The 17,880-nt window shown below is 72.0% G+C and carries 20 protein-coding genes, 1 pseudogene and 1 riboswitch; of the genes and pseudogenes, 12 read left to right on the top strand and 9 right to left on the bottom strand.

The features are described from left to right. Positions 1-277: pseudogene (locus LADH09A_RS25870) on the top strand (C39 family peptidase); the annotation flags it as partial. 298 nt (positions 278-575) lie between these two features. Here LADH09A_RS25870 and dusB read toward each other — a convergent pair. The 4 genes from dusB to LADH09A_RS25850 form a co-directional block, all read right to left on the bottom strand. Next, on the bottom strand, positions 576-1,733 hold the full coding sequence (gene dusB, locus LADH09A_RS25865; RefSeq protein ID WP_238648144.1) for a tRNA dihydrouridine synthase DusB: 1,158 nt from the start codon (positions 1,731-1,733) through the stop codon (positions 576-578). Positions 1,734-1,812: 79 nt separating this feature from the next. Beyond that, a complete protein-coding gene (locus tag LADH09A_RS25860) occupies positions 1,813-3,192 on the bottom strand; it encodes a glycine--tRNA ligase (protein ID WP_238648143.1) in 1,380 nt (459 codons plus the stop codon). Positions 3,193-3,306: 114 nt separating this feature from the next. Beyond that, positions 3,307-3,786 (bottom strand): Rv0361 family membrane protein, encoded by a 480-nt coding sequence (locus tag LADH09A_RS25855; protein WP_238648142.1) that lies wholly within the window; start codon positions 3,784-3,786, stop codon positions 3,307-3,309. Positions 3,787-3,810: 24 nt separating this feature from the next. After that, on the bottom strand, positions 3,811-4,152 hold the full coding sequence (locus LADH09A_RS25850; protein ID WP_238648141.1) for an antibiotic biosynthesis monooxygenase: 342 nt from the start codon (positions 4,150-4,152) through the stop codon (positions 3,811-3,813). A gap of 29 nt (positions 4,153-4,181) precedes the next feature. On the opposite strand from LADH09A_RS25850, the gene LADH09A_RS25845 reads away from it, so the two are divergent. The 8 genes from LADH09A_RS25845 (at position 4,182) to LADH09A_RS25810 (ending at position 8,934) form a co-directional block, all read left to right on the top strand. Beyond that, positions 4,182-4,439, top strand: a complete 258-nt coding sequence (locus tag LADH09A_RS25845; protein WP_238648140.1) for a hypothetical protein — start codon at positions 4,182-4,184, stop codon at positions 4,437-4,439. Between the two features lie 54 nt (positions 4,440-4,493). Then, on the top strand, positions 4,494-5,441 hold the full coding sequence (locus LADH09A_RS25840) for a metal ABC transporter substrate-binding protein (protein ID WP_238648139.1): 948 nt from the start codon (positions 4,494-4,496) through the stop codon (positions 5,439-5,441). Next, a complete protein-coding gene (locus LADH09A_RS25835) occupies positions 5,438-6,199 on the top strand; it encodes a metal ABC transporter ATP-binding protein (RefSeq protein ID WP_238648137.1) in 762 nt (253 codons plus the stop codon). The genes LADH09A_RS25840 and LADH09A_RS25835 overlap by 4 nt, the downstream gene beginning before the upstream one ends. 3 nt (positions 6,200-6,202) lie before the next feature. Continuing rightward, the gene (locus LADH09A_RS25830) at positions 6,203-7,069 is read left to right on the top strand and encodes a metal ABC transporter permease (protein ID WP_238648136.1); all 867 of its coding nucleotides are present in this window, start codon (positions 6,203-6,205) and stop codon (positions 7,067-7,069) included. Between the two features lie 43 nt (positions 7,070-7,112). Beyond that, positions 7,113-7,412 carry an ArsR/SmtB family transcription factor gene (locus LADH09A_RS25825; protein ID WP_030338189.1) on the top strand — a complete coding sequence of 100 codons (300 nt, stop codon included), beginning with the start codon at positions 7,113-7,115 and terminating at the stop codon, positions 7,410-7,412. Then, a complete protein-coding gene (locus LADH09A_RS25820) occupies positions 7,409-7,807 on the top strand; it encodes a Fur family transcriptional regulator (RefSeq protein ID WP_238648134.1) in 399 nt (132 codons plus the stop codon). The genes LADH09A_RS25825 and LADH09A_RS25820 overlap by 4 nt, the downstream gene beginning before the upstream one ends. A gap of 45 nt (positions 7,808-7,852) precedes the next feature. Beyond that, complete coding sequence (locus LADH09A_RS25815) at positions 7,853-8,461, top strand: hypothetical protein (RefSeq protein ID WP_238648132.1); 609 nt, start codon at positions 7,853-7,855, stop codon at positions 8,459-8,461. A gap of 305 nt (positions 8,462-8,766) precedes the next feature. After that, positions 8,767-8,934: a hypothetical protein gene (locus tag LADH09A_RS25810; RefSeq protein ID WP_238648131.1), complete on the top strand. Its 168-nt coding sequence runs from the start codon at positions 8,767-8,769 to the stop codon at positions 8,932-8,934. Positions 8,935-9,032: 98 nt separating this feature from the next. Here the strand turns inward: LADH09A_RS25810 and LADH09A_RS25805 are convergent, their stop codons facing one another. From LADH09A_RS25805 to LADH09A_RS25785, 5 genes are all read right to left on the bottom strand, one after another. Then, positions 9,033-11,036: an acyl-CoA dehydrogenase family protein gene (locus LADH09A_RS25805; protein ID WP_238648130.1), complete on the bottom strand. Its 2,004-nt coding sequence runs from the start codon at positions 11,034-11,036 to the stop codon at positions 9,033-9,035. Between the two features lie 105 nt (positions 11,037-11,141). Continuing rightward, the gene (locus LADH09A_RS25800) at positions 11,142-11,645 is read right to left on the bottom strand and encodes a DUF6328 family protein (protein WP_238648129.1); all 504 of its coding nucleotides are present in this window, start codon (positions 11,643-11,645) and stop codon (positions 11,142-11,144) included. Between the two features lie 200 nt (positions 11,646-11,845). Then, positions 11,846-12,595 carry a sugar isomerase domain-containing protein gene (locus LADH09A_RS25795; protein WP_238648128.1) on the bottom strand — a complete coding sequence of 250 codons (750 nt, stop codon included), beginning with the start codon at positions 12,593-12,595 and terminating at the stop codon, positions 11,846-11,848. Then, the gene (locus LADH09A_RS25790) at positions 12,592-13,398 is read right to left on the bottom strand and encodes an AAC(3) family N-acetyltransferase (RefSeq protein ID WP_238648127.1); all 807 of its coding nucleotides are present in this window, start codon (positions 13,396-13,398) and stop codon (positions 12,592-12,594) included. Before LADH09A_RS25790 ends, LADH09A_RS25795 begins: the two co-directional genes overlap by 4 nt. 29 nt (positions 13,399-13,427) lie before the next feature. Next, positions 13,428-14,258, bottom strand: a complete 831-nt coding sequence (locus tag LADH09A_RS25785; RefSeq protein WP_238648126.1) for an alpha/beta fold hydrolase — start codon at positions 14,256-14,258, stop codon at positions 13,428-13,430. Between the two features lie 108 nt (positions 14,259-14,366). Then, positions 14,367-14,471: riboswitch (TPP riboswitch) on the top strand. A 74-nt stretch (positions 14,472-14,545) separates the two neighbouring features. On the opposite strand from LADH09A_RS25785, the gene LADH09A_RS25780 reads away from it, so the two are divergent. From LADH09A_RS25780 to LADH09A_RS25770, 3 genes are all read left to right on the top strand, one after another. Next, entirely contained in the window at positions 14,546-15,133 is a 588-nt protein-coding gene (locus LADH09A_RS25780; protein ID WP_238648125.1) for an ECF transporter S component, read from the top strand. A gap of 173 nt (positions 15,134-15,306) precedes the next feature. Then, positions 15,307-16,743: an ABC transporter ATP-binding protein gene (locus tag LADH09A_RS25775; RefSeq protein ID WP_238648124.1), complete on the top strand. Its 1,437-nt coding sequence runs from the start codon at positions 15,307-15,309 to the stop codon at positions 16,741-16,743. After that, positions 16,740-17,540, top strand: a complete 801-nt coding sequence (locus LADH09A_RS25770; protein ID WP_238648123.1) for an energy-coupling factor transporter transmembrane component T family protein — start codon at positions 16,740-16,742, stop codon at positions 17,538-17,540. Before LADH09A_RS25775 ends, LADH09A_RS25770 begins: the two co-directional genes overlap by 4 nt. The last annotated feature ends 340 nt before the right edge of the window (positions 17,541-17,880 follow it).

Genomic DNA, 17,880 nt, shown 5'->3' with positions numbered 1-17,880 from the left:
AGCAGCTGACACTCGCACCGACAGCCTGCGCAACCACAATCAGCCAACCTAGGACAACGGCCCGGCCGTAGTCGCCAACACCGCCGGCACCCGCCCCGACACGACCGGCGTCACCCACTCCTACGAAGGTGGGCACTACATCAGCGTCGTCGGCTACCGCGACAACGGCCAGACGGTGAAGATCGCCGACTCCGCCGACCCGAACACCGCCTCCTACTGGATCACCGTCGAGCACCTCGCCGACTGGATCGCCACCCGCGGCTACGCCACCAGCTGACCCGCACCGGCACACCGAACAACAGCCGAAGGGCCGGACCCCACCACGGGGCCCGGCCCTTCGTCATGACCGAGTCACTGTGCACGCACCCCTCGTCAGGCGCCGACGGAATCGAGGGGCCATCCGAGCCAACCAGGCCGCCCACCCCAGCAGGCCGCCCACCCCAGCAGGCCGCCCACCCCAGCGGGCCGCCAACTCGGCAGGCCGCCCACCCCAGCGGGCGAGGAAGGACCGAGCGCGCCCCGGCACCAAGCAGACCAGGGGCTCAGCCCACCCAGGGGCTCAGCCCACCCAGGGCTCAGCCGCCGGAGTCGTCCATTTCGGCGCCCTCGGGGACGGTGTCGTCGTCCCGGCTGGCCAGCCATCCGTCCGGTAGGGAGACCTTGCCTGGCGAGTTGGTGCGTCCGCGTGGCTGACCCAGAGCCGTCACCGGGAACGGCTCGGTGGGGTCGAGCTTGCCGAGCAGGTCGTCGAGCTGGGCCAAGCTTTCGATCATCGCCAGTGAGCGGCGCAGCTCGCCACCGACCGGGAAGCCCTTGAGGTACCAGGCGACGTGCTTGCGGAAGTCGGTGCAGCCGTCTCGTTCGCCCCGGGCCGGGTTGCGGGCGCCGGCCACGAACTGGTCGACCAGCAGCTCGGCGTGCCGGCGCATGGTCACCGCCACCTCGCCGAGGCTGGGCAGTCGCCGCTCCGGCCGTCCGTTGAAGGCGGCCTCCAGGTCGGCGAAGAGCCATGGCCGACCCAGGCAGCCGCGCCCGACGACCACGCCGTCCACCCCGGTGTGCGCGACCATCCGCAGCGCGTCGTCGGCCTCCCAGATGTCGCCGTTGCCGAGCACCGGCACGTCGAGGGCCTGCTTCAGGGTGGCGATCGCGTCCCAGTCGGCGGTGCCCGAGTAGCGCTGCCCGGCCGTCCGCCCGTGCAGGGCCACCGCGGCCACGCCGGCTTCCTGGGCGGCGAGCCCCGCTTCGACGTACGTCAGGTGGTCGTCGTCGATGCCCTTGCGCATCTTGACCGTGACCGGCACCCCGGACGGTGACGCGGCATCCACCGCGGCCCGCACCAGTCGGGCGAAGAGCCGGCGTCGCCACGGCAGCGCCGCTCCGCCTCCACGCCGGGTGACCTTGGGGACCGGGCAGCCGAAGTTGAGGTCGATGTGGTCGGCCAGGTTACGCTCGACGACGATCCGGACGGCGGCGGCGGTGATCTCCGGGTCGGTGCCGTAGAGCTGGAGGCTGCGCGGTTTCTCGTCGTCGCCGAACGTGATCATGCGCAGCGTCTTCGGGTTGCGTTCGACCAGCGCCCGAGTGGTGATCATCTCGCAGACGTAGATGCCGCCGCCCTGCTCACGGCAGAGCCGACGGAACCCGACGTTGGTGATGCCGGCCATCGGCGCGAGCACCACCGGCGGCCACACCTGGTACGGCCCGAGAGTCAGCGGGCGCAGCGCGGGCATGGTCGAGACAGTCACCGGACAAGTGTACGGGGCCCCGACCGGCGCTTATCGCGTCGGCCGAGGCCCCGTGCGCACAGCCTCAGCAGCCGGGCAGACGCTCGATCAGGTAACGCTCGACCTGGTCCAGGGAAACCCGCTCCTGGGCCATCGTGTCCCGGTTGCGCACCGTCACGGCGTTGTCGTCCAGGGTGTCGAAGTCGACCGTCACGCAGAACGGGGTGCCGATCTCGTCCTGCCGCCGGTAGCGACGGCCGATCGCCTGCGAGTCGTCGAACTCCACCACCCAGCGCTTGCGCAGCAGCGTCGCGAGGTCCTTGGCCTTCGGCGACAGCGCCTCGTTGCGGGACAACGGCAGCACCGCCACCTTGACCGGGGCGAGCCGCGGGTCGAAGCGCATCACGGTGCGCTTGTCCACGCCGCCCTTGGTGTTGGGCGCCTCGTCCTCGTCGTACGCCTCCAGCAGGAAGGCGAGCACCGCACGGGTCAGACCCGCGGCCGGCTCGATGACGTACGGCATCCAGCGCTCACTCTTGGTCTGGTCGAAGTACGACAGGTCGACGCCCGAGTGCTTGCTGTGCGTGGAGAGGTCGAAGTCGGTGCGGTTGGCGACCCCCTCCAGCTCGGCGAACTCGGTGCCGCCGAACTGGAAGCGGTACTCGATGTCCACCGTCCGCTTCGAGTAGTGCGAGAGCTTCTCGGCGGGGTGCTCGAAGAGGCGCAGATTGTCCGCCGAGAGGCCGAGGTCGATGTACCAGTTCCAGCGCTCCTGGAGCCAGTACTCGTGCCACTGCTCGTCGGTGCCCGGCTCGACGAAGAACTCCATCTCCATCTGCTCGAACTCGCGGGTCCGGAAGATGAAGTTGCCCGGGGTGATCTCGTTGCGGAACGACTTGCCGGTCTGCGCGATGCCGAAGGGCGGCTTCTTGCGGGCGACCGTCTCGACGTTCTTGTAGTTGACGAAGATGCCCTGCGCCGTCTCCGGGCGCAGGTAGTGCATCCCCTCGTCGCTCTCTACCGGGCCCAGGTAGGTCTTCATCAGGCCGTTGAACATCTTCGGCTCGGTGAAGGTGCCCTTGTTGCCGCAGTTGGGGCAGTTGAGCTCGGCGAGCGAGACCGGCGGCTTGCCGTGCTTGGCCTCGTACGCCTCCTCCAGGTGGTCCGCCCGGAAGCGCTTGTGGCAGAACTGGCACTCGGTCAGCGGGTCGACGAACTCGGCGATGTGGCCGGACGCCTCCCACACCTTGCGGGCCAGGATCACCGCGGAGTCGAGGCCGACGACGTCGTCGCGCTGCTGGACCATGGTCTTCCACCACTGCCGGCGGACGTTCTCCTTGAGCTCCACGCCGAGCGGACCGTAGTCCCACGCCGATCGGGTGCCTCCGTAGATCTCGCTGGAGGGGAAGACGAAGCCTCGTCGCTTGGCGAGGCTGACGACGGCGTCGATACGGTCGGCTGGCATGTTTCCTCCTACGCCGGCTGGCGGTCGGCGGGGGCGAGATGTGGATGGAACGGTCAGTTCAGGACAACGGTACGACCACCGCCGCCCTGAGCCCAGCAGAATACCGGGGGCGGGTCAGCTCACCCCGCAGACCTCCACGCCGCCGGTCTCCCCGTCCTGGCCGAGGCTGACCTGCTGCTGCTCCCGGTCGCCACCGGCGAGTGTCACGTCGACCGGCACGGTCAGGCTGGTGGTGTCCACCTCACCCACCCGGAACGCCGCGACCTGAGGTTCGGCGGAGGCTCGCCGCTCGAACTCGGGCCGGGACTCACGCCGCTGCGCGTCGTCGCAGAGCTGCTCGTACGCTCGCCCGTAGTCCCGCTCGACCAGTGCCTGGTAGTAGTCACCGGTGACGGTGCGGGCCTGCTCCCGGATCGCCTGCACGCCGCTGACGGCCAGGCCGACGACGGCGGTGCCGCCCCCGCCACAGCAGAGCACCACGGCGAGCGCGCCGACGCCGAGGCCGATCCAGAGCCGAGTCCGGCGCCCCTCGGTGGGCGGCGCGGCGAACGGCGGAGCCACCCCGGGACCGGGTGGCGGGGCGGGTGCGGTCATAGGAGCAGCGTAGTGTCCGCCGGCTCAGCGGTAAGGACCCGCAGCCCGATCACTCTCGGCGACGACCACCGCTCCGCCGGGTGCCGCGGTGGCCAGCGCCTCGTACGCGGAGGGCTCGTCGACCGACTCGGCGAGCAGCGGCACGGCGCTGACCTTGACCTCGAAGGCACCGAGGGCTCGGCGGTACGTGCCGACGGACTCCCATTCGGTGACCAGCGACCAGTACCGGGGGTCGTCGAGCGCCCGGACCAGTTGACCGCGCAGGTAGCCGCGGCAGGCGGCCAGGGCGGTGAGGGCGGCGTGCGCCCGTTCGGTGAAGTCGTCGGCGACATCGACGTCGACCACGAACCGGTTGGTCACCAGCAACGGTGGTCCCTCCTCGTAGAGTCTGTGGGATGCAGCGTACGCAGCGCCCTCTGCTCGCCCGGTTGGCCGGGGCGAACCCGACGTCGGTGTTCCTGCTCACCCTGGTGGTGGTGCTGGTGGCGTTCTTCACGCCGGGGGTGGTCGGCGGGCTGCTGACGCTCGCGCTCGCCGCCGGTCTGATCGCCCTGTTGGTGACGACCTGGGCGGTTCAGGCGCCGCAAACCCGCCTGATTCGACTGGTGATGCTGGCCCTGCTGGTGACGGTGGGCGTCGCCAAGCTGCTCTGACATGCAATCATGCGTTTTTGACAATCATTATCGTTGCCACGGACAGTTGACGACATGACCAACCGCACCACGTACCGTGTCCTGGCCGCCGCGACCGCCCTCCTCGCCCTGGGCGCCGGAGCCGGCTGCTCCAGCGGCGACGCCGCCGGCGCCGACCCCCAACGGGTCGACGTGGTGGCCGCGTTCTACCCCCTCCAGTTCCTGGCCGAGCGGATCGGCGGGGACGCGGTCCGGGTGACCAACCTGGCCAAGCCGGGAGCCGAGCCACACGACCTGGAGCTCAACCCGAGCCAGGTCGGCCAGGTCACCGACGCGGAGCTGATCGTCTACCTCAAGGGTTTCCAGCCGGCGGTGGACGACGCCGTCGCGCAGAACGGTGGCGACCGGGCGTTCGACGTGACCAGCGTGCAGCCGCTGCTGGACGCGACCGCCGGCGGGCACAACCACGAGGGCGAGGAGGAGCACGCCGAGGAGGGCAACGGCGGCAAGGACCCCCACGTCTGGCTCGACCCGACCCGACTGGCCGGCATCGGTGACCAGCTCGCCCAGCGGCTCGGCAAGGCCGACGCGGAACACGCCGCCGACTACACCGCCCGCGCCGCGGCGCTGCGCGCCGACCTGACGACCCTGGACGGCGAGTTCAAGCAGGGCCTGGCGACCTGCCAGCGGCGCGAGATCGTGACCAGCCACGCCGCCTTCGGCTACCTCGCCGACCGCTACCAGCTCGACCAGGTCGGCATCACCGGGCTGAGCCCGGACGTCGAGCCCTCCCCGCAGCGGCTCGCGCACGTGATCGAGGAGGCCAAGGAGCACCAGGCCACCACGATCTTCTTCGAGACCCTGGTCAGCCCGAAGGTCGCCGAGACCATCGCCGGTCAGGTCGGCGCGAAGACCGCGGTGCTGGACCCGATCGAAGGGCTCGCCGCCGGCAGCAACGGGGACTACCTTTCGGTGATGCGTACCAACCTGCAGACCCTTCGGACGGCCTTGAGCTGCTCGTGACCTCACCTGTCATCACCGTCGAGCACGGGGTGGTCGGCTACGACGGCCGCCCCGTGCTCCGCAACATCTCGCTCACCGTGACCGCCGGAGAGGTGGTCGCGGTGCTCGGCGCGAACGGCTCCGGCAAGTCCACCCTGATCCGCGCCGTGCTCGGGCTGGTGCCGCTCAGCGCCGGGTCGGTCGCCCTCTTCGACCGGCCGTTGCGCCGGTTCCGGCAGTGGCAGCGCATCGGGTACGTCCCGCAGCGCCTGGGCGCCGGCGGCGGCGTACCGGCCACCGTCCGCGAGGTGGTGGCCTCCGGCCGGCTGGCCCGCCGGGGGGTGCTCCGCCCGCCGGGACGCGCCGACCGGGCCGCCGTCGACGCCGCGCTGCTCGCGGTCGGGCTCGCCGACCGCGCCGGGGACCCGGTGTCCACGCTCTCCGGCGGGCAGCAGCAGCGCACCCTGATCGCCCGTGCGCTGGCCGGCCAACCGGAGCTGCTGGTCCTCGACGAGCCCACCGCCGGGGTGGACGCGGCCAGCCAGGAGGCGTTCGCCGGCGCGCTGCGCGACTTCGTCGGCAACGGCGGGACGGTGCTGTTGGTCGCCCACGAGCTGGGCCCGCTGCGACCGGTGATCAGCCGGGCCGTCGTCGTCCACGAGGGTGGCATCGTCCACGACGGCGCGGTGCCGGACCCGGCCGGCCATCACGCGGAGCCCGACCACGACCACGTGCATCCGCACTGTTACGACGAGCCCGCCGGGCTGTGGAGCAACTGAGAAATGGAACTCTTCCAGTACCCCTACATGCAGCGCGCCCTGATCGGCGCTCTGGTGATCGGCCTGGCCGCGCCGGCGCTCGGCATCTACCTGGTGCAGCGCCGGCTGGCGCTGATCGGCGACGGTGTCGGGCACGTGGCGCTGACCGGCGTCGGGGCCGGCCTGCTGCTCAACCGCTCACCGGTGCTGGTCGCGGTGATCGCCGCCACCATCGGCGCGATCGCCATCGAGGTGGTCCGCGCCCGGGGGCGTACGTCCGGCGACCTGGCCCTGGCCCTGCTCTTCTACGGCGGCATAGCGGGCGGCGTACTGCTGGTCGGCCTCTCTGACGCGACCAGCGCGAACCTCAACGCCTACCTGTTCGGGTCGCTGACCACCATCTCGCCCGACGACCTGGTCACCATCGGGGTGCTCGGCGCGGCGATCCTGGTCACCATGATCGCGCTACGCCCGGCGCTCTTCGCGGTCAGTCACGACGAGGAGTACGCACGGGTCTCCGGCCTGCCGGTCCGCACGCTGAACCTGCTGATCGCGGTCGCCACCGCGGTCACCGTGACCATCGCGATGCGGGCTGTCGGCGTGCTCCTGATCAGCGCGCTGATGGTGGTGCCGGTCGCCACCGCCCAGCAGGTCACCCGGGGCTTCCGCAGCACGATGGTCGCCGCGATGGCGCTCGGGTTCTTCGCCGCCGGCACCGGTGTCTGGGTGGCTGCCACGGCGGACACCGCCCCGGGCGCCTCGGTGGTGCTGGTCGCGATCGCCTCGTTCCTGGTGGTGGCCGTGGCCGGCGGCGTCTGGCGGACGCTGCGCCGCCGGGCCACACCGACCGCCGCGCCGACACCGGAACCGCACGAGGTCGTGCTGAGCTGATCCTGATCAGCGGGCCGTCGGTGGTAATGGGTACCGTTGCAGGATGACCAGCGCGACGGGCTACGACGGGTTCGACGGGGCCAGCGAGTTGCTCCGCGCTCTGTCCGCGCCCATCCGGCTGGCCATCGTCAGCGAGCTGGCCGGCGGTGAACGGTGCGTGCACGAGCTGGTGGAGAAGCTCGGAGCCGCACAGCCGTTGGTCTCCCAGCACCTGCGGGTGCTGCGCGGCGCGGGGGTGGTGCGAGGTTCCCGCCGCGGTCGGGAGATCGCCTACAGCCTGGTCGACGAGCACGTCGCGCACATCGTGGCAGACGCGGTCAGCCACGCCGGGGAGGGATCATGAGCGAGAGCAGCGCCGCGGTGCGCAACACAAAGCAGCGCTCGGCGGTGAGCGCGCTGCTGGGCGAGATGGAGGGCTTCCACAGTGCCCAGGACCTGCACGCCATGCTGCGGCAGCGCGGCGAGCGGGTCGGCCTGACCACCGTCTACCGCACCTTGCAGGGGCTCGCCGACGCGGGCGAGATCGACGTGATGCGCCCACCGGGCGGTGAGCACCTCTACCGCCGGTGCAGCGAGGGGCACCACCACCACCTGGTCTGCCGAGCCTGCGGGCGCACCGTCGAGGTGGCCGGCCCGGCGGTGGAGAGCTGGGCCGACCGGGTCGCCGCGCAGCACGGCTACGCCGACGTCAGCCACACCCTGGAGATCTTCGGCACCTGTCCGACCTGCGTCCGCTGATTCCACACCTGTAAGAACCTGGGCGTTCGTGACACGCTGTCCGGCGTGAAAATCTATGCCGATCGGTTTCCGACCGCCGCCCGTCAGTTGCTCACCGACCTGCTCGTCGTCGCCTGGGTGTACGCGGCGATCCGCGGCGCGCTGTGGCTGCACGACCTGGTGCAGAAGCTCGCCGTACCGGGGCAGAAGTTGGAGGGCGCCGGCAGCGGCCTCGCCGACAACCTGGGCGACGCCGGCAGCAAGGTCGGCCGGGTGCCACTGGTCGGCGACGAGCTGACCGCTCCCTTCCAGCGCGCCGCCGACGCCGCCCGGTCGCTCGCCGACGCCGGCCGCGACCAGCAGCACCTGGTCGACCAGCTCGCGCTCGCCCTCGCCATCGCGGTCCTGATCTTCCCGCTCGGCATCGTGCTGTTCGGCTGGCTGCCGTTGCGGGTGCGCTGGATGCGCCGGGCCGGGTCGGCGGCGAAGCTGGCCGTCGGGCCGGCCGGACGGGACCTGCTCGCCCTGCGCGCGCTGGCCACCCAGCCGCTGGGCCGGCTGACCCGGATCGCCCCGGATGTCGCCGAGGCGTGGCGACGTGGCGACGACGCCACCGTCGACGCCCTGGCCGCGTTGGAGTTGCGCCAACTCGGCCTGCGCGGCCGGGGCCGCTGAGGTCGTTCGCCGACACGCCCTTGATCAGCTGATGAGGAGCACCTCGGGGCAATGCCACTCCGGTAAGCGATATACCTCAGAGGTATAAATATGACTCCCTGGTATACGGCTCACCAGTACATGTCCACCCCGAAGGGCACCGCGCGCGCCGCAGTTCCGGTTGTCGACGTGAGTGGGATACCCGGGGGCAGGCCGGTCCCGGTAAACCACCCCAACTCCATGATCGACCAGGCAGGGTGGGTTGAGGAACAGCCGTTCCGCCGGGCGGAGGATCAGCCCGACGAGGGTGTCGTTAAAGTCGTCGGGTGTTCTACTTCCTCGTCGTCATCGCCGTCCTGCTGCTCGGCTACGCCGCTGTCCTGGTCTCCTTCGTGCGCCGGGGCAAGAAGATCCCACCCGCGGCGTACCTGGCGCTGGCCGGGCTCAACGGCCTGATCCTGGCCGCGGTGCTGGCCTGGGCGGTCGCCCGCTGACCGGCGCCATCGACGCGGCCACCGACCAGCGCGGCGACTGACCAGCGCGCCCACCGACCAGCACGGCCAGCGACAGCGCCGCCACTGGCCAGCCCGACTTACGGCTTCGGTGGGATGCGGCGGCGGACGTCCTCGGCGGTGGACGGGCCGGGTGACCAGCCGGCCACCCATGGCAGGTCGTCGGGCGGGGTGAGCACACCGTCCTCCAGGCCCGCGTAACGGCCGGCGAGGATCCGCTTCGCCGCCGCGGTGTCCACCGAGTCGGTGTTGTCCCACAGTGCGGCGAACAGGGCGTCCACCCGCACCCGCGCCTGCCGGCAGAACAGGTCGGCCAGCTCCACGTTCTCCGGTCGACTGTCGCGTTCGGCGGAGGCCCGGACACACACCGCGGACATCGCGAACAGCTCGGCGCCGATGTCCACCACGCGGCCCAGGAACGCCTGCTTACGCTCCATCTTTCCCTGCCAGCGGGACATGGCGTAGAACGTCGACCGGGCCAGCTTGCGCGACGAACGCTCGACCTGGCGCAGGTGCGCGGCGAGCGGCCCGAACTCGGCGTACGCCGAAGGGCTCTGCCCCCGACCCACGGCGAGGGTGGGCAGCCACTTCGCGTAGAAGGCACCGGCCCGGGCACCGGCTCGCGCCTTGCGGCCCAGCCCGGCGTCAGGGTCGATGATGTCGCCGGCCACCGACAGGTGCGCGTCGACCGCCTCCCGGGCGATCAGCAGGTGCATGATCTCGGTGGAGCCCTCGAAGATCCGGTTGATCCGCAGGTCGCGCAGCATCTGCTCGACGGCGGCAGGGCGTTCGCCACGGGCGGCCAGCGAGTCGGCCGTCTCGTAGCCGCGCCCGCCCCGGATCTGGATCAGCTCGTCGGCGATCTTCCAGGCCATCTCGCTGGCATACAGCTTGACCAGCGCCGCCTCGATCCGGATGTCGTTGCGGTCGTCGTCGGCGAGCAGGCAGCAGAGGTCGAGCATGGTCTCCATGCCGTACGTGGTGGCGGCGATGAAGGAGAGCTTCTGCGCGACCGCCTCGTGCTCGCCCACCGGCCGACCCCACTGGACCCGGTCGGCGGCCCAGCCCCGGGCCACGTTCAGCGCCCACTTGCCGGCGCCCACGCACATCGCCGGCAGCGAGAGCCGGCCGGTGTTCAGCGTGGTCAGAGCGATCTTCAGACCCTTGCCCTCGCCGCCGATGACGTTCTCGGCCGGTACGAACACGTCGTGGAACCGGGTGAGGCTGTTTTCCAGGCCGCGCAGGCCGATGAACTCGTTGCGCCGCTCGACGGTGATGCCCTCGCTGTCGCCCTCCACCACGAACGCGGTGATCCCACCCCGACGCCCCTCGGCGGCCGGCACCCGGGCCATCACCACCAGCAGGGTGGCCACGATGCCGTTGGTGGCCCAGAGCTTCACGCCGTTGAGCCGGTAGCCGGTGCCGTCCTCGGTCGGCTCGGCGATGGTGCCCAGTCGGGCCGGGTCGGAACCGACATCGGGCTCGGTGAGCAGGAACGCGGACACCTCACCGGCGGCGAGGCGGGGCAGGAAGAGCTGCTTCTGCTCGGCGGTGCCGAACATCTTCAGCGGCTGCGGCACCCCGATCGACTGGTGCGCCGAGAGCAGCGCGCCGATGGCCGGGCTGACCGAACCGGCCAGCATCAGCGCCCGGCAGTAGTGCAGATTGCTCAGCCCGAGGCCGCCGTACTTCCGGTCGATCTTCATGCCGAACGCGCCGAGGTCGGCCAGGCCGTGGAACACCGAGTCCGGAATGGACGCGTCGCGTTCGATGGCGGCGCCGTCCACGGTTGTCAGGAAGGCGCGGAACCGACCGAGGAACTCCTCGGCGCGCGCCACGTCGTCCGGATCGGACCGGGGCCACGGGTCGATCAGGTCGAGCCGGAACCGGCCGAGGAACAACTCCTTGCCGAAGCTGGGTCGGTCCCAGGTGGACTCGCGGGCGGCCTCGGCGACCCGCCGGGCCTCCTTCTCGGAGACCTGCCCGGCCTCCTTGGGCAACGGGGCCGCGGCACCGGCGGTGTTGGGCGCGGCTTCGGAGTCGGGGCCGTCCGGTGCCGGTCGGCCGTCCTGCGTCGTGGTCACGGCTGCCCCCTCGAAGCTCGGTGCGGCTGCGTCGACGTGCGCGACTACCCGCCACGCTACCCCCGGTTGTTACCCAGGGGTAGCGCTGCGTGGAGATCCGCGCGGTCAGCGGCTCTCGATAGTGTCCGGGTCGTCGTCATCGTCGTCGATGTCGTCCTCGCCCCAGTTGCGCCGGGCGAAGGGCAGGGCCACCCAGAACGTGATGAACCAGATTCCGGTCAGGGCGCTGAGCACGAAGGCGATCGGCCGGTCCAGCACGAAGTCGGTGATCAGCAGCACCGCGCTGACCATCGCGATCAGCATGAAGGCGAGGCCGCCGGTGGCCATCCGGTGGGCGAACCGCACCAGCTCCGGCTTACGCCCCTGCCGAAACAGCGCCCGGTGGAACGCCACCGGCGAGATGATCAGTGCGGTGGCGGCGGCTGCCGCCAGCAACGCCACGATGTAGACGTCCCGCTGGAACTCCGTGGTCTCGGTGAAGCCGTTGCTGAACGGCAGGGTGAGCAGGAAGGCAAAGAGGATCTGCACGCCGGTCTGCGCGACCCGCAACTCCTGGAGCAGGTCGGCGAAGTTGCGCTGCCAACGCTGCTTCTCGGTCTCCTTGGACACGCGCTACCTCCGGTGAGACGCTACTGCCGGCGGTCCCAGCCGCCGGCAGCAACGCCAATGCCCCACCCGCCCGAGTGCGAAACAAGTTCACGACATCTCCCGTTCACTTCACGGACGCAGGTCCGTCACCAGCACCCGCGAGAGCCGATGCCGGGCGACCGCGAGCACCGCCGGACGACCGCGAGCACCGCCGGGCGACGTCAGGACCCGCGACGGATGCGGCCCGCGTACCGGGCCTCCAGCTCCGTGTTGTGCGCGTCGCCGTCCGGGATGTTCGCCGACAGGTAGACCGGTGGCCGCTCCCCCGCAGCCAGCAACCGCGCCACCACCTCCACGGTGATCTGCTGGGCCAGCAGCGCAGCGGTGATCGAGGAGACCGCGCCGACCGCGCCACCACCGGGAAGCAGCAGCGTCGCGTCGCCGTACGGCGCGCCGTTGTCGAGCACCACGTCGGCGAGATCGCTCAACTTGCGCCCGGACGGGTGTCGGGAGGTCATCCGACCGGAGTGCTGCGCGGAGGTGATCGCGACCAACCCGTGGCCGCGTTCCTTGACCAGCGTCGCGAACTCCACCATCGCGCCGTTGACCCCCGAGTTCGAGGCGAGCACGAAGACGTCGGTGGGCCGCACCGGCGCCAACTCGTAGAGGCGGTGCGCGACCGACGGGTCCCGTTCCAGCATCGGGCCGAGCCGGTCGGCCGGTTCGCCGCCGAGCAGCACCAGGTCGCGGAGCGCTATCCGGTTGGTCGGCACCAGGCCGCCCGCCCGGCCGGCGATCTCCATGGCGAGGGCCTCGGAGTGCCCGGTGCCGAACGCGTGCACCACGCCGTCGGCACGTACGGCCTCGGCGATCAGGTCCGCGGCCCGCCCCACCGCAAGTCGCTGGCTCTCGGCCACCCGGCCGATCGTCTCGGTCACCACGGCCAGGTAGTCCTCGGCACTCACCGTCATGCGTCCTCCGTCGTCCGATTGCGGGCCATCCAGTGCACTGCGAAGTCGACCGCCGCCCGCTGGCGCATCAACCTGCCGGTCCCGGCACCCACCGGGCCGGTGCGAACCTGCCCGGTGGCCTCCAGGTCCGCGCCCAACGCGTCGAAGTCGTCCGCGTCGAGCCGTACGTCCTGCCACCACACCCATTCCCGGCCACCGTCGGCGGTGCGCACCGCGGCACCGACCCGCTCCCGGGCCGAGCCGGGGCAGCGGTATTCGGCCAGGTGCAACGAGGTGCTCACGGAGTGGTCGACACCGAGCAGCAACACGTCGGCGTCCAGGTCGTAGAGCCGGGCCAGCGGGGACTGCTCGCCGAGCATGTCGACCAGGGCGTGCCCGGACACCACCTGCTCGGCGGCCGGGCCGAGCGCGGCGAACGACACGTGCGGATGCGAGCTGCGCAGAGCGCCGGGCCAGCCGCGGACCGTCTCGGCGAGCGCCCCCATGAACCGGCTCGGGGTGACCGCCGGGTCGAAGCCGGGCATCTCCGAGCGGATCAGCGGCCACCAGTCCGCCGGCACCGGCGGGTTGCGCCACTGGGCGGGATCGCTGTTGTCCGGTGTGTGGGTGGGCACGACGATCGTGCCGTCCGGGCCGAGCGCGTCCCGCAGGGCGAGCACCACGGCGTGCGGGCCACCACTGACGAACCCCAGCGGACGGAGGCCGGCGTGCACCAGCAGCGTCGCGCCGGGGCGTACGCCCAGCAGGCGTAGCTGCGCGGCGACCTTGCGGCGGCTGCCCGGCCCACTGCCGTCCGGCGTCACGATGGCCCTTTCCCGCTGACCCGCACGACTCAGGCCGTCGCGCCGGCTCGGGCCAGGATCGCCTCGGCGAGCGGGCCCGGGGCCGCGTCCGGGATCCAGTGACTCACCCCGTCCAACTGCACGAAGCGGTAGTCCCCGGTCACGTTCCCCGCACACGCCTCGGCGGCGGTCCGGCCGATGGCGACGTCCCGGTCACTCCAGACGTACGTGGTGGGCACCGCCACCGGGCCGACTGCCGCCAGGTCGGAGCGGGACATCGCCCGGTACCAGTTCAGCGCGGCGGTGAGGGCGCCCGGCTCGCGCATCGGGCCGGCGTAGCGGTCCACCCGGGACCCGTCGCCCACTCCGCCGAGCAGTTTGCGCAGCGCGGTCGCGTGCCACGCCAACAGCACCTTCTCCGCCTTGTCCGGCTTGCGGAACAACGCGATGTACGACGAGCGGGCCTTCTGCTGACTGTCGTGGGCCAGGGCGTGCGCCATGGCCGCCGGATGTGGCACGGAAACCGCGGTCAGGGTGCGGACCCGCTCGGCGTGCCCGGCGGCGACCGCCCAGGCCACGATCGCGCCCCAGTCGTGGCCGACCAGGTGGACGGCGTCCAACCCGAGGGCGTCGAGCACCGCCACGACATCGGCGACCAGCTCGGGGATCCGGTAGTCGGCCACCGCCGTGGGCCGGGCGCCCGGCGAGTATCCGCGCTGGTCCAGCGCGTACGTGCGCAGCCCGGCCTGGTGCAGCGCCGGCACGACCTCGTCCCACTCGCCGCTGTGCTGCGGGAACCCGTGCAGCAGCAGAACGGGTACGCCGTCCGGCGGACCACCGGTGGTTACCTCGAACGTGAAGCCTCGCGCGTCGACCCGCATGATCGGAAGCGTACCCAGCCGACGACGGGTCGGCTGCTCGCCGCAGGTCAGGCGGGTGCCCTACTGGGCTGGCGACCCAGGTCGGTGTTAGCGTCAGCGAGACAACTTCACATCCGACAGGGGAGCGCACAGCGCTGAGAGTGCGGGCACGCCCGCAGACCCTCGAACCTGATCTGGGTAATGCCAGCGCAGGGAGTTCGGTCGACCTCCAGCCGCGCCGCAGTCCGGTGCCACCGGACGCGGCGTGCGTCTTCTCCTGGTTCGATTTACTGAACTGGGAGCACAGCATGGACAACACCACCAACCGTTGGCGGACCATCGACATCGTGGTCGCCTCGGTGATCGCGGTCGCCTTCGGCGTCATCTTCTGGGCGTGGGGCCTGGTCTGGAGCGCCACCGAGGGTGCCTTCGCCTTCTTCCCGCCGGCGCAGGCGCTGCTCTACGGCGTCTGGTTGATGCCGGCCGTGATCGGCGGTCTGGTCATCCGCAAGCCCGGTGCCGCGCTCTACTGCGAGACGGTGGCCGCGGTCCTCTCCGCGCTGCTGGGCAGCCAGTGGGCCGGCACGGTGATCCCGCAGGGCATCGTGCAGGGCATCGGCGCCGAGCTGGCGTTCGCCGCCTTCCGGTACCGGTCGTTCCGGCTGCCCACCGCGGTGGTGGCCGGCGCGCTGACCGGTCTCAGCGCCGCGCTGTTCGACTTCTTCATCTGGAACGTCGACTACGCGCTGGCCGACTACCGCATCCCGTACGCGCTGATCACCATCGTCAGCGCCACGGTGATCGCCGGCGCCGGCGGCTGGCTGCTGACCAAGGCCCTGGCCAACACCGGCGTCCTGGACCGCTTCCCGGTAGGCCGGGACCGCGCCCTGATCTGACCCCCGGCCGACCTCGGTGATCAAGAGATTTGCGTCAACGGGAGGCGGAATTCTGACGCAAACCTCTTGATCACCGGCGAAGGCGGGGGCGAAGGCGGGGGCGAAGGCGGGGGCGGAGGGGCGGGGGCGGAGGGGCGGCGGGCGGGGCGCGCAGGCGGACGGGGGTGGTTCTGGTGGGCGGGGTACTGCTGCGGGGGTTCGGGTGGCGACACGCTGGGCGGCGCGCCTGGGCTCTGCGCGGGGTCGACCTGCGGGTTGACGTCGGGGAGCGGGTCCTGCTGCTCGGGCCCTCGGGGGCCGGTAAGAGCACCCTGCTCAGCGCGCTGGCCGGGCTGCTACCCGAGGACTCCGGCGAGCAGGAGGGCACCGTCGAGATCGACGGGCTCGACCCCCGCAAGGGCCGGGAACGGGTCGGCATTGTCTTCCAGGACCCGGAAACCCAACTGGTGATGGCACGCTGCGGCGACGACGTCGCGTTCGGGCTGGAGAACCGGGGAGTACCCGCCGACGAGATCTGGCCCCGGGTGGACGAGGCGCTGCACCGGGTCGGCTTCCCGTACTCCCGGGACCGCAACACGGCCGCGCTATCCGGCGGCGAGCAGCAACGCCTGGCCCTGGCCGGCGCACTGGCCCTGCGCCCCGGCCTGCTGCTGCTCGATGAGCCGACCGCCAATCTCGACCCGGCCGGGGCCGACCTGATCCGGCAGGCGGTTGCCGGCGCGCTGGACGCCGACACCACGCTGATCCTGGTCGAGCACCGCGTCGCCGAGGCGCTGCCGCTGGTCGACCGGGTGGTCGTCCTGGACCCGGGCGGCGGGGTCCGCGCGGACGGCACGCCCGAGGCGGTCTTCGCCACCCACGGTGCCACCCTGGCCGCCGAGGGGGTCTGGGTGCCGGGTCACCCCATCGCGCCCCGGCCTTCCACCGCCGCTCCCGGCGAGCTGTTGCTCACCGCCGACCGGCTCGGCCTGCCACCCCGGCTGGGCCCCACCGATCTCGGGGTACGCGCCGGAGAGGCACTCGCCGTACGCGGACCCAACGGCGCCGGCAAGTCCACCCTGGCGTTGCTGCTCGGCGGGCTGCTCCGGCCAGGCACCGGCCGGGTCACCGCGTCCGCCGAGTTGGCCGGCGCGGACCATCGCACTCCCCCGCACCGCTGGCGGGCACCCGCGCTGACCCGGCGGATCGGGTCGGTCTTCCAGGACCCGGAGCACCAGTTCGTCACGAGCACCGTCTTCGACGAGCTGGCGCTCGGCCCGCGTCGCACCGGTCAACCCGAGGCAGCCGTCAGGGAGACCGTGGCCGGGCTGCTGGAACGGCTACGACTGGATCGGCTCGCCGCCGCCAACCCGTACACCCTCTCCGGAGGCGAGGCGCGGCGGCTGAGCGTGGCGACCGCCCTGGCCACCGCGCCCCGGTTGTTGATCTGCGACGAACCGACCTTCGGCCAGGACCGGCGGACCTGGCGGGAGCTGGTCGACCTCTTCGCCGACCTGCGCGACGCCGGGCACGGGGTGGTCACGGTCACCCACGACGCGGATTTCGTCGCCGCGCTCGCCGACCGCACCGTCACCCTGCGCCGGGCCGCGCCCGGCGACGGTGCCCGATGATCAGCATCGAGCCGGTCGCCGCGCCCGGTGCACCGCTGGCCCGCCGCAACCCGGTGGCGAAGGTCGCCGCCGCGCTGGTCTTCTCGTTCACCCTGCTGGCCACCCTGGACCCGGTCGCCCCGGCGATCGCCATCGCGCTCGAACTCGCCGTACTGCCGCTGTTCGGCATCCGCTACCGGGTGCTGGCCCGGCGGGCCTGGCCGCTGCTCCTCAGCGCCGCCGGCATCCTGGTCACCCTCGTGCTCTTCGCCGCCGACCGGTCCGGTCGGGTCCTGCTCGACGCGGGGCCGGTGTTCGTGAGCACCGGCGTGCTGCTAACCGCGCTCGGTCTGGTGCTGCGGGTCTTCGCGGTGGCACTGCCGGGCGTGATCGTCTTCGCCACCACCGACCCCACCGACCTGGCCGACGCGCTGATCCAGAACGCGAAGGCACCGGCCCGGTTCGCCATCGGGGCGCTCGCCGCATTCCGGCTGGTGCCGCTGCTCGGCCAGGAGTGGCAGATGATCAGCATGGCCCGGAGGGCGCGGGGCGTCGACGCGGGACGCAACCCGGTGGCGAAGCTGCGACTGTTCGCCTCCACCGCGTTCGCGCTGCTGGTCGGGGCGATCCGCCGGGGCACCCGGCTGGCCGTGGCGATGGACGCGCGTGGCTTCGACGCCGGCACCCCCCGGACCGTGGCCCGCCGGCAGCGCTTCACCCGGGCCGACGGGCTGCTCGTCGCCGGGGCAGCCGTCCTGGCCGCCGCCGCACTGACCACCAGCATCGTCCTCGGCAGCTTCCGCCCGCTGATCGGCTGAGCCCCTCGCCAACCGCTGCCCCCGCCAGCCCGCGCGTCGTGGGTCGCGGGTGCGCGGGGGTCGCGGGGGTCGCGGGGGTCGCGGGGGTCGCGGGGGTCGCGGGGGTCGCGGGGGTCGCGGGGATCGCGGGGATCGCGGGGATCGCGGGGATCGCGGGGATCGCGGGGATCGCGGGGATCGCGGGGATCGCGGGGATCGCGGGGATACTGGCGAGCACGGGGAGCAGCGGGGATGTCGTGGACCAGTCGAAGTGGGTAGGATGCGCTGCAGGTGGGCACCTGGGGGACGGGGCGGTGTGCGTGAGCGGCTGGATTGCCTAGCGGAACCACCGCGATGCGTT

Source organism: Micromonospora cabrerizensis (assembly GCF_022230955.1).
GTDB classification, from domain to species: domain Bacteria; phylum Actinomycetota; class Actinomycetes; order Mycobacteriales; family Micromonosporaceae; genus Micromonospora; species Micromonospora cabrerizensis.
This window is presented reverse-complemented; position numbering and strand designations above follow the sequence as displayed.